Origin of the sequence: Flavobacterium silvaticum, from assembly GCF_012911565.1 — a bacterium.
Taxonomy (GTDB): domain Bacteria; phylum Bacteroidota; class Bacteroidia; order Flavobacteriales; family Flavobacteriaceae; genus Flavobacterium; species Flavobacterium silvaticum.
Genome location: NZ_JAAMPU010000108.1, coordinates 156,274 through 170,391, shown reverse-complemented (window position 1 = coordinate 170,391; position 14,118 = coordinate 156,274). Strand labels below are relative to the sequence as shown.

Genomic DNA, 14,118 nt, shown 5'->3' with positions numbered 1-14,118 from the left:
ATAAAAAATAAAAAATTGTCAGTAATATCACTCGTCATAAAACGCGAATTCATCGCTAAAGTCCGGAACAAATCGTTCATTGTGATGACGTTCCTGAGTCCGTTGATATTTGCCGGAATCGCTCTGCTTATCGGATATTTAAGTACGATGAAAGCAGATGTCAGGCAGATTGCCATACACGATGAAACCGGCTGGTTCGTCAATTCGTTTAAAAGCGATTCGGAATACAGATACATAAACCAATCGGATACACCGGTCAAGACACTGACTGATAGCGTCAAGTCCGGATTTTACGAAGGTGTTCTGGTCATCCCGAATTCATCCGATCCCAAATTCCTTGAAAAACACATCCAGTATTTTTCAGAAGAAAGTCCCGGAATCGGCTTTATTGAAGATATCGAAGACCTGATTTCAGACCGGCAGACAAAATTCAATTTAGAGAATGCCAAACTCGATACGCTGGCCATACGCAAAGCCGAATCTAAAGTAAGTTTGTCCATCGCCCGCGCATCCGGAGAGGAAAGCGTCAAAGGTCTCAACGAAATCAAGATCGGGATCGGCGGCGCATTTGGTTACCTGATCATGATGTTCATCATCATTTATGGAAACATGGTCATGCGAAGTGTCATTGAAGAAAAGACGAACCGCATCATCGAAATCATCATTTCATCGGTCAAGCCGTTTCAGCTGATGATTGGCAAAATCATCGGGACATCGCTCGCCGGATTGCTTCAGTTCGCCATTTGGGCGCTGATCGGGATGGCTATTTTGTTCAGTGCCAGTTTGTTTTTCGATGTTACTCCGGCCACACCAATGACATCTGTTGCGGCTACGGCAATGCAACCTCAGTTGAGCAACGCCCAGTTATATCTGACAGAAATCTGGAAACTTCCCATAGCCACGACTTTGATCGCTTTCCTGTTGTATTTCATTGGCGGTTACTTTTTATACAGTTCGTTTTATGCAGCCATCGGGGCGGCCGTCGATAGCGAAACAGATTCACAACAATTTATGCTGCCGATCATACTTCCGCTGGTTTTGGGTGTCTACATTGGATTCTTTACCGTGATCAATGACCCTCACGGAACCATAGCCACAGTATTTTCATTTGTTCCGCTCACTTCGCCAATCGTGATGCTGATGCGGATTCCGTTCGGCGTTCCAATCTGGCAGATTGCGTTATCGATAACCATTTTGTTCGCAACATTCTTTGGCGTAGTTTGGTTTGCGGCAAAAATTTACCGTATCGGGATTTTAATGTATGGCAAAAAACCGTCTTGGAAAGAGATGGTCAAGTGGCTTAAATATTAAGATTAATGGATTTTTTTGAACAGATAAAAGACTTCCTCGGAAGCAACATGATCCGCACAAAGGATATCCATTTTACATTTGGAGCCTTGATTGCGTTGATTGCCGCTTTTATCGGGACGACTTTTTTTCTGAGATACCTAAGAAAGTTCATCACCAAAAAAATTCCTCAAGGTTCCAAAAGCCGCTTCATAAGCCTGTTCCAGTTCCTGCAATACCTGATTTACATTCTCGTGATTTTTTTCACGCTTGATATTTCCGGAGTCAACATCGGGGTTTTCCTGACGGCATCGGCGGCTATTTTCATAGGCCTTGGTTTTGCGCTCCAGCAACTTTTCCAGGACTTGATTGCGGGTGTGATGATTATCATAGACCAGTCGTTATCGGTGGGCGATATCATCGAGCAGGACGGAAAAATCTGCCGCGTAGAAGAAATCAGCCTTCGATCGACCAAAGCCATCACCAAGAACGATCGCGTCATGATTATCCCGAACCACAAGTTTATGAACGACATCCTTTTCAACTGGACGCAAAACGGTTCGTTGGTCAGGGAAAATATAGATGTTGGTGTGGCCTACGGAAGCGATACTGCCCTGGTCAAAAAAGTGTTGCTGGAAGCCGTTCAGACGCATCCGAAAGTCGTAAAGGAAAATGCATCGGTTTCGTTTACGGATTTTGCGGAATCGACCCTGAGGTTTTCCGTGTTTTTCTTTGTGACCGATGTCTTTGAAGGGCAAAGCATCAAAAGCGACCTGCGGTTTGTTATTGACGATATGTTCCGCAAAAACAATATATCCATGGCATTTCCGCAACGCGATATTCACATCATACAGCAATAAAAAATAACAATAGTAATAAAGAATAAGTTGTCAAAAATACTACTCATAGAAGACGAAGCCGCAATTCGCCGCGTCCTTGGGAAAATCCTTTCCGAAGAAAGCAGCACGTATTCGGTCGAAGAAGCCGAGGACGGAATAACCGGACTCGAAAAGATAAAACAGTCCGATTACGATCTTGTGATCTGCGATATCAAAATGCCCAAAATGGATGGAGTCGAACTACTCGAAGCCGTCAAAAAAATAAAGCCGGAAATCCCAATCGTGATGATTTCGGGACACGGCGACATGGAAACGGCAATCTATGCCATGAAACTGGGCGCTTTCGATTTCATTTCCAAACCGCCAGATTTGAACCGATTGCTCAATACCGTCCGCAATGCGCTCGACAAAAAGCAATTAGTCGTCGAGAACAAGGCGCTCAAAAAGAAAATCGGGAAGAATTTCGAGATGATCGGCGAAAGCGATGCCATTTCCCAAATCAAGGACATGATCGAAAAAGTCGCCCCGACCGAAGCCAGAGTGCTCATCACCGGCCCAAACGGAACCGGAAAAGAACTCGTCGCACATTGGCTGCATGAAAAAAGCGAACGGTCTGGTGCACCTTTGATCGAGGTCAACTGTGCCGCGATTCCATCGGAACTTATCGAAAGCGAATTGTTCGGTCACGTCAAAGGTGCCTTTACATCGGCGGTTCGCGACCGGGCCGGAAAGTTCGAAGCGGCAGATAAAGGCACGTTGTTCCTTGATGAAATAGGAGATATGTCTTTATCGGCACAAGCCAAAGTACTGCGGGCGTTGCAGGAAAACAAGATTGCTCGTGTAGGCGACGAAAAGGAAATCAAGGTTGATGTTCGCGTTGTCGCTGCGACAAATAAAGACCTCAAGCTTGAAATAGCCGAAGGTCGTTTCCGTGAAGATTTGTATCACCGTTTGGCCGTGATACTCGTAAAAGTTCCGGCCCTTAACGACAGGCGTGATGATATTCCGTTGCTGGTAGACTATTTTGCATCAAAAATTGCCGACGAGCAGGGAAACGCACCAAAGTCTTTTTCATCGGAAGCCATCAAATTGTTGCAGGAATACGACTGGACGGGAAATATACGAGAACTCAGGAATGTGGTGGAACGATTGATTATTTTAGGGGGAACGGAAATCTCGGAGAGCGACGTGCGGTTGTTTGCGAGTAAATAGTTAACAGATAACGGTTAACAGATAATGGTTAAAAGTATGAATCAATAATTGTGGAACTCAAAAAGATAAACCCGAACCTGCAAAAAGCCCTCGCGGAACATAACCTTGTCCATGCGAACGAACTGCAGCAGGAAACATTCTCAACCATAAAATCAGGGGCGGATTGTATCATTGCCGCTCCGGACGGTTCCGGAAAGACAACGACACTCGTCATCAATACGATCCAGAAATTAGGCAAACCGGAAGGTGAGAGTACACGTGCGCTATTGCTTGTCGAAACCAAGGAAGATGTCTTGGAGATGGTGGAATTATTCGCGAAATATGCTACGTATACCGGCCTGCGTTTTATAGGTGTACATGAAAAAGGCGATATCGATTTTGACAAGAACCAGATTTCACTGGGAATGGATATCATCATAGGAACTCCGGAGAAGGTTAATCAGATGTTCTCATCTGCTGGCTTCAACCTGAATACAGTGAAATTTTTTGCGGTGGACGATGCCGATGTACTGTTCAAGAAGCGACAGGACAGTATTGTACTCCGACTCAGTGCCAGCGTGGCCAAAACCCAATATGTGTTTGCCTGTTCGCAGGTTACCGAACGCGTCGAAATCATCGCCGACAAAATCATGACCGAACCTTTATTTTTTGAATCCGAAGAAGACCAGGCATGAAGTGGAAAAAGTTTGTTTTGAGGTTTTCTGTCGGATTTGCCATTTTCTATGTGGCGATTTGTGTCCTGGTGTATTTTTTCCAGGTCAAGCTGATTTTCCACGCGAACCCGTTGCCCAAAGATTTCAAATTCAGTTTTGAAGGAAAATTTGAAGAACTCAATATTCCATCTTTCGACAAAACGCCAATCAACGGCATCCTTTTTCACGCCGATAATCCCAAAGGACTTGTCTTTTACCTTCATGGTAACAGCGGAAACCTTGCAGGCTGGGGAAGCATAGCCGATATTTACACCAGTCGCGGTTATGATTTGTTCATCCCCGATTACCGCGGATTCGGGAAAAGCGGCGGCACGATAGAAAGCCAGGATCAGGTGTATAAAGATTTGTCTGCGGCTTATTCCGAAATGAAAAAGCGGTATCCCGAAAGCAAGATCATCGTTGCCGGATATTCAATCGGCTCCGGATTGGCTGCCTGGGTCGCGAGCCAGAACCATCCGAAGGAACTTATGTTGCAGGCGCCGTACTTCAATTTGCTGGCCATGGCGAATTACCGCTACCCGTTCCTTCCGACATCTTTGTTGCAATACAGATTTGAAACCAATACGTATCTGCCCAACGTAACCTGTCCCATCTGGATTTTCCATGGAGACGAAGACCAGATTATTCCCGTCGTGAATTCGTATCAGCTGGCCAAAATCTTGAAGCCGTCCGATCACTTCAAAATCATCAAAGGACAGGATCATTTTAAGTTCAACCTGAACCCCGAATTCCAATCATATCTCGACGAAATCCTGCGTTGATTCTTTTTGTATAATTAATCTTTTGATAATCCGGAATTTCGCTTCAACGTACTATATTTGGCGGCATGACTCCAAAAAACATTGAAACCGACCGACTGTTTTTCCGCGAATTGCAACCTGATGATGATGCAGGAATGTTCGCCCTCGATTCAAACCCGAACGTGCATCGTTTTGTAGGGAACAGACCACAAACCGAAATCCAGCAAAGCCGTGATGTAATCGCCTATGTCCGAAGCCAGTATGAAACTACAGGCATCGGCCGTTATGCCGCCATTGAAAAAGCTACGGGTGAATTCATCGGGTGGGCCGGACTGAAAGTGGAGCGCAATGTCAACGGACGCGGCAAGTTCTGGGACATCGGATATCGCCTTCGTGAAGAATTCTGGGGCAAAGGATATGCTACCGAAGCAACGATTGCGTTCCTGGCTTACGGCTTCCACGACTTCAAGGCCGAAAAGATCAATGCGTATACAGATTCGGATAACAAAGCATCCCAACGGATTCTTGAAAAATGCGGGCTAAAGCATACCGAAACCTTCGAGCATGAAGGCAAGCCCTGGTTCTGGTATGAAATTACCAAAGAAGAATATGAAAAATGATAAGGCCGGTCTTCCGGTCTTTTTTGTGCAAGCCATGTTACGCAATTTGCCGTTACTTAAAATGACGTAACACGAAATTGCGTAACACATAATCACGAAAATAAAAAGGCCCGACATCGCGTCAGGCCTTCGTTATTTATATGGTTATGCGACTATCGGATTACAAATTTCTTCACCGTTTTGCTGTTACCAGACTGAAGCTCCAATAAATACATACCGCCAGATGCCTGTACATTGATCTCTTCCTGAAGCATTCCGCCAGTTGACGAAAGTTCTTTCTGGAAAATCAACCGGCCGCGCACATCAAATATTCTTGCGGTGTAGTTTGCTGCCGATGCCTGATCCATACGCAGGGTGAAGCTTCCGGAGTTCGGGTTCGGATACAGGGTAACTGTTCCGACAGATTGTTGGTCGACTGCAAGTGCCGATTCCAACTGGCACAAATTCAGGCTCCAGGCTTCGATCGACCCACCGTCCTGCGCAAATTCATCGAACACCTGCAATGTCCATGTTCCGGCTGATGCGTGGTTGTCAAAAGCAGCTAAAGGCTCGTCAGGACGCAGCGTACCAGACAATGCGATGGGTGAACCGCATGCCTGTTCGGTTCCGTCATCGCTGAAGGTAGCCACCACATCATCCCCATCCCAACATTCCTGGGCGAAAAGCTGGACAGCCGTTCCATCAGGCCCGATCAGGGTTGCCCAAAGATCACCGACCCATGCGTGCGGGATGTTGACAGAAACAGTCAGGTCTGTAATCTGGAAATTTTCGGTAACCGTTAAGGTAGAAGTGACTGTTTCCGATGTATCTTCCGGAATAGCAACAGGCACATCGGCCGATTCAAAAACCGAACAATCGGTGACGCCTGTCGTAAATTCCCGAATTTCACTCGCGGCTCCTTCACACGAAGCGTTCTGTGGCGTGACCATCCAATAATAATGGATGCCTTCTTCCAGGTTTTGGGGCGTATAGGAATTGGTAAATACAAGTATATTTTCAATGCTGTTGGCCATGCCCGGATCCGTAGCGATATCCACAACATAACGGTCTGCCGTTGCATCTGCCGTCCAGTTCAGTGGGGTTGAAGTGGAAACGACATCTGCATTATCCTGAGGAGAAACAAGTGTCGTGCCTTCGAATTGGGCATTGAGCAGATTGAAATAGACCGTAACTGTTTTTACGATCGAACCCGATGTTCCGGTGACTGTAATCGGATACAATCCCGGCGTAGCAGCGGTCGTGCCGGAAATAGTTAATGTAACCGTGCCATTATCCTCAACTGAATTGGAAGAGAAAAAGGCATCGGTTCCAATTGGCAATCCTGAAAGTGACAGGCTCGTCACCGCATTAAAACCATTCAATTCCTGATAGTTGAGCGTATAGATAGCCTGTTGCCCCTGGCACACCGAAATATTCTGGTTTGCAGAAGTGATATCGAACGTACTTCCTGCCGGCGTAATCGCAAAATTCTGGTTCGAGACATCGTAGAAGATATTGTTGTGTCCGCGCACCATGATACGGTTCGCCGTTCCCGGAATATTCGGGACAAGGATGGTTTCGCTGCCATCATTCGGGACTTCCGAAGCGATTATCGTATTGAAATTCAATCCGCCGTTTGTCGATAACAGAATATCCACATAAGGTGTGTTGACCCCGTTTGCCGTAGTTCCGGCCACATCCCAGGTTACGGTTTTGTTTGATGAGGCCTGCCATGTCACGGCTGAGTTCGGGGCAAGCACAACAAAAGGGCCGGCGGTTGCAGAAGCGGTGACTTTCATGAAATCGGTAGCCGATTCGCCACCATTGAGGTTGTTGTCGCGAACGGTAAACGCAAAATTGTACTCACGCCCAAAGTTGGAAATCACTTCCCAGACAGAAGCGAGGTTGTTGTTGAGTACATCTGACAATCTCGGGCAATACCGGACAGGTGTATCCGTGATGACCTGGATGCGGAAATTCGGGCCTTCTGTCGCATCCTGTGTCGGCGGTTGCTCGGTGATTTGCCTGTCGTATTGTTCCCACGTATAGGTTAGTGCCGATGGAGTCGAGTCGGTAGCCGAACCGGTCAGGATAAAAGCGGTTCCGTTCGGGATTACGTAATCAAGGCCGGCATTCGGAACAGGTGTATCGTTGTTATTTGATGTCTGTACGGCGCAATTCGCTTCCCCGTTGATCCGGGCGCGTATCTGGGCGACACTTCCCGCGAAAAATTGGGCATCGGAATTCGATTGGACGTTAGGATCGCAGATTCCCGCATAAGCCATGATGGAAGAACCGCTTCCGGGTTCGTAAGACCAATTCGTGTCTACATTTCCGCCGCAACTGTTATTGAACGTATGTGCCGCACCGAATTGGTGGCCGACTTCATGCGCGACATAATCGATATCGAACGGATCGCCCACAGGTGCGCCTGTTCCGGTTGCCCCGACCGCTTTTCCATCGGTACACGGGCTTCCGCCTCCGAGCCCGCCGCCCGAAGTTCCTACGGTGTGTCCGATGTCATAATTGTCGAATCCGATGATGTTGTTCATTTCGATGGTTCCCTGACCGATCATGGATCCTACATCTTCGTTGTCAAAATTGTCCTCGCCAATGAAGATAAGCTGGTCGTTGTTGTCTACCAATTGGAACGACATGGACAGGTCGCGCTCATACATGGTGTTCAGGCGCGCAATTGTTGTGGCCATAGCTGCCAAAACCGCAGCCCGTTGTTCCTCGATTGTCCCATCTTCCAAGCCCGCCTGCGCAATGTGGAACGCTGAATATTCAACCGTGCACGCCATGGCAAAACGATACGTACGGAAAATGCCGTTGTCCATTGTGGTTGGCGGCGACGTGATCCTGAGTTCAGGTTCGTTTGGTGGTTGTACCAGGCAATGGAATTCACGTGAAGAGGTCAATCCCTGTCGGTTATAGGAAATGTAATAATTGCCTTGTTTGGAATACGGGTCGATGTAGGAAGTTCCATTGTTCGGAGCCAGAATCATAGCGTGCAGCCCGAACAAGGTAATGCTGATGCGGATTGTGGTTGAAGGATTTTCGATTCCCTGTCCGACATACGATTTGATAGTGGGATATTTTGCCGCAAGTACAGGAGAAAGTACCGGTGCTTCGAACATGCGGAAGTTTTGGATGACACCGTTTCCGTCCGGAAAAGGAATGATTACGGGTGAAGTTGCTGAACCGCGCATGGGAGCATTGCCTAAAGCTGCTTTGATCCCGTTGAGGTCGAGCTGGAAATACGTTTGTTTTTCCGGAGTCGAAGTCCTTGTCAGTACTTTTGAATTTTCGGCTTGTTGTGGTGTTGCCTCCGTCCAGAATTGGGCCTGTAACCCTGTGGACGCTAACAGTAAAAGGAGTAGTAGTTTTTTCATGGTTGTGAGGAAAGCAGTAAAGATAGGATTTCTTTGGAGCGTTCCATATAGCCGCTGCTTCAACTTTTTACACTACTGGATCGGAAAGAAATGGTTTGCCAATCGGATTAACCAGTTGACCTGAACTGCGACTTGATTTGAAATCGGGTTCTAGTCCTTTTCTATTAATTCAGATACATTCCGTGATGTGAATAAAAACACCAACGCTACAAAAACGGACCAAAGCGTGACCAGCATCGGCGATCCTAAAATCCAGTATTGGTCCAGTAAGCCTTGGCCTAAAATTGAATTCATGATGATCAAAACCATCCACTGATCGATATAGGTCGGAAGTATAAAAAAAACAAGGAACCATACGATCGGGCTTTCATTTCCTATCACCTTGAAACTTTTGTAAAGCGGGTAAAAAGTGATTGTCAGTATAATAACCAGGCCTGCTAACCAGGCCAGTCCGTGGTTTTGCCAGATCAGGTTCAGGCCCCAGACTTCATCGCCACCGCCTGTAGCCGCCCCGAATATCCTGGCGAATGGAATGTTGGCGAAGATTAGGGAAAACCCGAACGCTTTTTGTCGGTTGTTTTTTGCTTTCTCCATCATGAAAGTTCCCATCCAGATCATGGTGAACGTGAAAGCCGGCCCGGCAAACGTCGCCAATACGGCTAATGGATTTTGTTCCGGACAGCCTTCACATAAATCCCAGACATTGAAGTCACGTTTTCCCCAACATCCGCAAATCAGCCTGCCGACAGCCGTGTGTACGATTTCATGTGCTTCATGCATGACGAATGTCAACGCCAGAAAAGGCAACACGAATGTTGGGGTCAGTTGCAGTTTTATTTTTTCCATTGTCGGTTCTTTGCAGCTTAGTTTTCCAGATAATCGATTGCAAATGAAATCCAGTCCTGTACTGATTTATCCAGATAAATATCCGGTTGGATCCCGATATTATCGATGGGGTAATCAGGCAGGCGCAGCGCCCGATAAGTAGGTAGTGAGACCTGATATCCGGAACATTCCAGATGGCTCAGGTAGGCATTGCCGTAATCCAACGCGCCGTAACTGGGTTTGCCCAACACTTTGACCTTTTTGCTTTGTTTGGCGATGAACAGGAAATATTCAGCCGAACTTCCGGTAAGTTTGTTTGCCAGAATCACGATTTGACGTGGGCTTTTTGACGCTACCGTTATCTGTTCGGTGTAATCTCCCACATTTCCAATTTCATCACGGGTCACGAAATGCCCCAGGTTATCCTTCAGTTTTTTGATGTAGTTGTCTATCTCTGCAACAGGAGTGTTGGGGGCGAGTGTTTTTTTGTAGGCTTCGAGATTGTCTATGTATGTTTGTGTGGCAAGGAATTCGGTTCCGGTGTGGCGTATGGATTTTCCTGAAATGTATGGAAGCAGTTTTTGATAGGCATCGGTGGTGCCGCCGGGATTGCCGCGCAGGTCGATGATTAGGTTTTCACTTTCTTCGAGCAGCGATTTGTTTTGTTCCAACAGGCTGTCGATTGTTTTGAGGTATTGGTATTCAAAACTCGGCAATTTTAGTATCGATGTTTTCGTAGTTACTTTTTTAAAATAAAAGCCATCGAGTCCTTTCAGCCTGGTTTCTAGTTGTTCTTTGTTTAATTCGGGAAAAGGCGTTTGCTTTACCAAGGCAACACTTACATCTTCAAGATGGAGTATGCTTTTGTCGATGAGCTTGAAATCTCCGGTTTTTAAAGTCCGGTCGAGTAAATAATATTCGAATGCGCCGGTTGTGTATAATTTGAATTTGATGTCGCCGGGTTTCCATTCCGTGTATTTAGAGTCGATGATAAATCCGGTATATTCATTCGCATTCGTTTTTTTGATGCCGAACGTATATTGTCCGTTTGACCAGATGCCTTCGTATGCATCTTTGGTCCTGCCGATTTTATTTTTAAAATCAGTGATATCCAGATTGATGGTGCCGACTGACGATATTGTCGAAGTTGCGGTGAATGGAACTCCGTTGGCACCTGCCCACAAATGAGGATCTTTAAAGAAATCGGTATATGTTTTTAATAACTGAGGACATGGAGCGGAATTGGCTTTTACAGTTTCTTCTGACAGCTTTTGTTTAAACAGACGATATGCGGCCGTGTCTTTTGTTTTTGCCGAAAAACCCGGATACTCCGTTTCGATTTTATGCGTCAGTTGATTAAAAACCGTCTTGCAATTGCAGTCCGGAGACTGTGCAGAAAGTAAATGGGTTACAATTATGCAACAGGTGACATGCCACTTTTTCATTGAAAATGTTTTTATGCCAGCAAAAGTAAGGGGATGAAAAGTGTAAGAATTGTAAAAATGTAAAGCCTAAATAAAGAGCCAGACGTTTTCTTTTTCTACATCTACGCTTTTAAAAAATGCTTGAGGATTTGATTTCGTGAGTGCCTTGAAATCTTTTACCATATGGGATTGGTCATAAAACAGGCTTTCGTAGGTAAGATGGGTAAGGCTTTTTGTCGTTTTCTTTTTTAGCAGTGCGGCTCTGAACCGGTGGATTTTTCTATATTCAGATGGTGATTTCCCAAGGTACTTCACAAACAGCGTGTTCAAGTGTTGTCTTGAAATACCATGCTTTTCTGCAATCTCATTTATTTTCAGGTCTGCTTCCACATCCCGTAAAATAAATTCTGCCAACTGAAGGTCTTTGGTTATAAATTTCGAAAGCCAGTACTGTTCGAGCTTTTCAATTTGTATCGACCTGTCTTCAAGCCTGAACAATTCTTTCATCACAGTGTAGAAATCAGGAAAAGGATTAAAGCCGACACCATTTTCCTGTTCGAACAGCAAATCTGTTTTTGGTATGAAATGATGGATGCCTAAAGGTTTGAAATAGATGGTTATTTCCTGAATCACATCTTTGTAAATCACTTCGATAGGCTTGGTATATCGGGTGACGAAATCTGCGGTAACGCTATCTTCGCCAGAAGATGCAATATAGATTTTGTCCTGACTTATCTCGACGCGGGCTCCGAGGTTGACCGAAACGATAAAAAAATTATTGGGAAATGTCCAATATTCGATTGACTTGTGGTTTTCCTGCCGTTGAATGAAATAATATCCCTCGATGTACTTTTTCAGTATAGCGTTTTTGGGTTGGTAAAAGTCTAATTTCATTCTGGAAGTTGTAATGTGGGTATTCGCAGCCAAAGGTAAGCAACCCGTTCACGATCCTGTAGCCCCAATTTAGGTTTTTGAGACTCATGCTGCAATTTTGGTCGCTCCGCTTCATCTTTTTGGAACTTCTGCTACAAGTTGACTACTTTTGCCGCTTCAAAAAATACATCATGATCACGGTCAACGACATCTCAGTTCAATTCGGCGGAACAACCCTGTTTTCAGACGTTACTTTTTCTATCAACGAGAATGACAAAATTGCACTTATGGGCAAGAATGGCGCGGGAAAATCCACGCTGCTCAAAATTATCGCGGGTGCAAATAAGCCGTCTTCAGGCAATATTTCGGCTCCAAAAGAAGCGGTGATTGCGTACTTGCCTCAACATTTGCTGACTCAGGATGATGCCACGGTGATGGAAGAAGCGTCGAAAGCATTTGCCGAAGTGTTCAAAATGAAATCGGAAATAGATCATTTGAATGAGCAACTGACTGTTCGCACCGATTATGAAAGCGACGACTACATGAAGCTGATCGAGCGCGTATCTGAATTGTCGGAAAAATTCTATTCAATCGAAGAAGTGAATTATGAAGCCGAAGTGGAAAAGGTTTTGAAAGGTCTCGGGTTCGAACGTGAAGATTTCGGGCGCCCTACTTCGGAGTTTTCGGGTGGCTGGAGAATGCGTATCGAACTCGCGAAGATTCTGTTGAAAAAGCCGGATCTGATTCTTCTCGATGAGCCTACGAACCACATGGACATCGAATCGATCCAATGGCTGGAGGAATTTTTGGTGAATCAGGCTAAAGCGGTGATCGTGATTTCCCACGACAGGGCGTTCGTCGACAATATTACGAACCGCACGATCGAGGTGACGATGGGCCGTATTTACGACTACAAAGCGAAATATTCGCATTACCTCGAGTTGCGCAAAGACCGTCGTGCGCATCAGCAAAAGGCATATGAGGAACAACAAAAAATGATTGCGGAGACGACGGAATTCATCGAGCGTTTCAAAGGAACCTATTCGAAGACGCTCCAGGTTCAGTCGCGTGTAAAGATGCTCGAAAAATTGGATATCGTAGAGGTTGATGAGGTCGATACATCGGCTTTGAAACTCAAATTCCCACCTTCACCGCGTTCGGGCCAATATCCGGTCATCGTGAATGAACTCTCAAAAAAATATGGCGATCATGTGGTTTTCAAAGATGCGAACCTCGTTGTGGAGCGCGGACAAAAAGTGGCTTTCGTAGGAAAGAACGGCGAAGGAAAATCGACGATGATCAAAGCCATCATGGGTGAGATCGATTACGATGGCGGAAAAATGGAAGTGGGACATAATGCCCAGATTGGATACTTTGCACAAAATCAGGCGTCGTTGCTCGATGGGGAACTGACGGTTTTTGATACCATTGACCGTATTGCCGTTGGTGATGTTCGCACGCAGATCAAGAATTTACTTGGTGCTTTTATGTTTTCGGGCGACGATATCCAGAAAAAAGTGAAAGTGCTTTCGGGCGGTGAAAAGACACGCCTGGCCATGATAAAATTGTTGCTTGAACCTGTTAATGTCCTGATTCTGGATGAGCCGACAAACCACCTCGATATGAAAACCAAAGACATCATCAAAGACGCACTCAAGGATTTTGACGGTACTTTGATCTTGGTTTCCCACGATCGTGACTTTTTGGACGGGCTTGCGACAAAAGTTTTTGAATTCGGTCATAAGCGGGTCAAAGAACATTTTGAAGATATCAAAGGCTTTTTGGCGATGAAGAAGATGGAGAGTCTGAGGGAGATCGAGAAATAGTTTTGGATTGAGTCGGAAAAGTCGGAAAAGTCAGGAAAGACGGGAAAGTCTGGAACGACCGAAAAGTCGGAAAAGCTTGGAAAGGTCAGGGAGTTTGGGAAAGTTTGGAAAGCAATCGTTGGAAAAAGGCTGCGAATAAAGACATAATAAAATGAATCGGGTGATTCGTATCATTTGTAAGAGCTTGATGATTCAGGCTCTTTTGTTTTTTTGGCCGGAATTGAGGAGTTTGTTAAAAAGTTGACTATTCGATAATCTATGCGATTCAATTTGCGCATTGGCAGATAAGTGTATAATTTTTTAAGGATATCGACGCGACATGGGAAATCGTTTTACACAGAATCAAAAACCTTGATGGGCTGTATGCTTTCAGAGCTATTTTTTT

At 45.5% G+C, this 14,118-nt stretch carries 11 protein-coding genes; 7 read left to right on the top strand and 4 right to left on the bottom strand.

Annotated features, from left to right (window positions below):
• The first annotated feature begins 15 nt into the window (after positions 1-15).
• The 6 genes from G6047_RS14895 (at position 16) to G6047_RS14870 (ending at position 5,411) form a co-directional block, all read left to right on the top strand.
• Positions 16-1,311, top strand: coding sequence for an ABC transporter permease (locus G6047_RS14895; protein ID WP_169528423.1), 1,296 nt, complete (start codon positions 16-18; stop codon positions 1,309-1,311).
• A 5-nt stretch (positions 1,312-1,316) separates the two neighbouring features.
• Positions 1,317-2,147 (top strand): mechanosensitive ion channel family protein, encoded by an 831-nt coding sequence (locus G6047_RS14890; RefSeq protein WP_169528422.1) that lies wholly within the window; start codon positions 1,317-1,319, stop codon positions 2,145-2,147.
• A gap of 27 nt (positions 2,148-2,174) precedes the next feature.
• A complete protein-coding gene (locus G6047_RS14885) occupies positions 2,175-3,338 on the top strand; it encodes a sigma-54-dependent transcriptional regulator (RefSeq protein WP_169528421.1) in 1,164 nt (387 codons plus the stop codon).
• A 50-nt stretch (positions 3,339-3,388) separates the two neighbouring features.
• Entirely contained in the window at positions 3,389-4,012 is a 624-nt protein-coding gene (locus G6047_RS14880) for a DEAD/DEAH box helicase (protein WP_169528420.1), read from the top strand.
• Entirely contained in the window at positions 4,009-4,812 is an 804-nt protein-coding gene (locus G6047_RS14875) for an alpha/beta hydrolase (protein ID WP_169528419.1), read from the top strand. The genes G6047_RS14880 and G6047_RS14875 overlap by 4 nt, the downstream gene beginning before the upstream one ends.
• A gap of 65 nt (positions 4,813-4,877) precedes the next feature.
• A complete protein-coding gene (locus G6047_RS14870; RefSeq protein ID WP_169528418.1) occupies positions 4,878-5,411 on the top strand; it encodes a GNAT family N-acetyltransferase in 534 nt (177 codons plus the stop codon).
• 152 nt (positions 5,412-5,563) lie between these two features.
• Here G6047_RS14870 and G6047_RS14865 read toward each other — a convergent pair whose 3' ends face one another.
• The 4 genes from G6047_RS14865 to G6047_RS14850 form a co-directional block, all read right to left on the bottom strand.
• A complete protein-coding gene (locus G6047_RS14865) occupies positions 5,564-8,785 on the bottom strand; it encodes a zinc-dependent metalloprotease (RefSeq protein ID WP_169528417.1) in 3,222 nt (1,073 codons plus the stop codon).
• A 150-nt stretch (positions 8,786-8,935) separates the two neighbouring features.
• A complete protein-coding gene (locus G6047_RS14860; protein ID WP_169528416.1) occupies positions 8,936-9,631 on the bottom strand; it encodes a hypothetical protein in 696 nt (231 codons plus the stop codon).
• Between the two features lie 17 nt (positions 9,632-9,648).
• On the bottom strand, positions 9,649-11,055 hold the full coding sequence (locus G6047_RS14855) for a S41 family peptidase (protein WP_169528415.1): 1,407 nt from the start codon (positions 11,053-11,055) through the stop codon (positions 9,649-9,651).
• Between the two features lie 66 nt (positions 11,056-11,121).
• Positions 11,122-11,928, bottom strand: a complete 807-nt coding sequence (locus tag G6047_RS14850; protein ID WP_169528414.1) for an AraC family transcriptional regulator — start codon at positions 11,926-11,928, stop codon at positions 11,122-11,124.
• 170 nt (positions 11,929-12,098) lie between these two features.
• Here G6047_RS14850 and G6047_RS14845 point away from each other — a divergent pair, with 170 nt between their 5' ends.
• Positions 12,099-13,733 carry an ABC-F family ATP-binding cassette domain-containing protein gene (locus G6047_RS14845; RefSeq protein ID WP_169528413.1) on the top strand — a complete coding sequence of 545 codons (1,635 nt, stop codon included), beginning with the start codon at positions 12,099-12,101 and terminating at the stop codon, positions 13,731-13,733.
• The last annotated feature ends 385 nt before the right edge of the window (positions 13,734-14,118 follow it).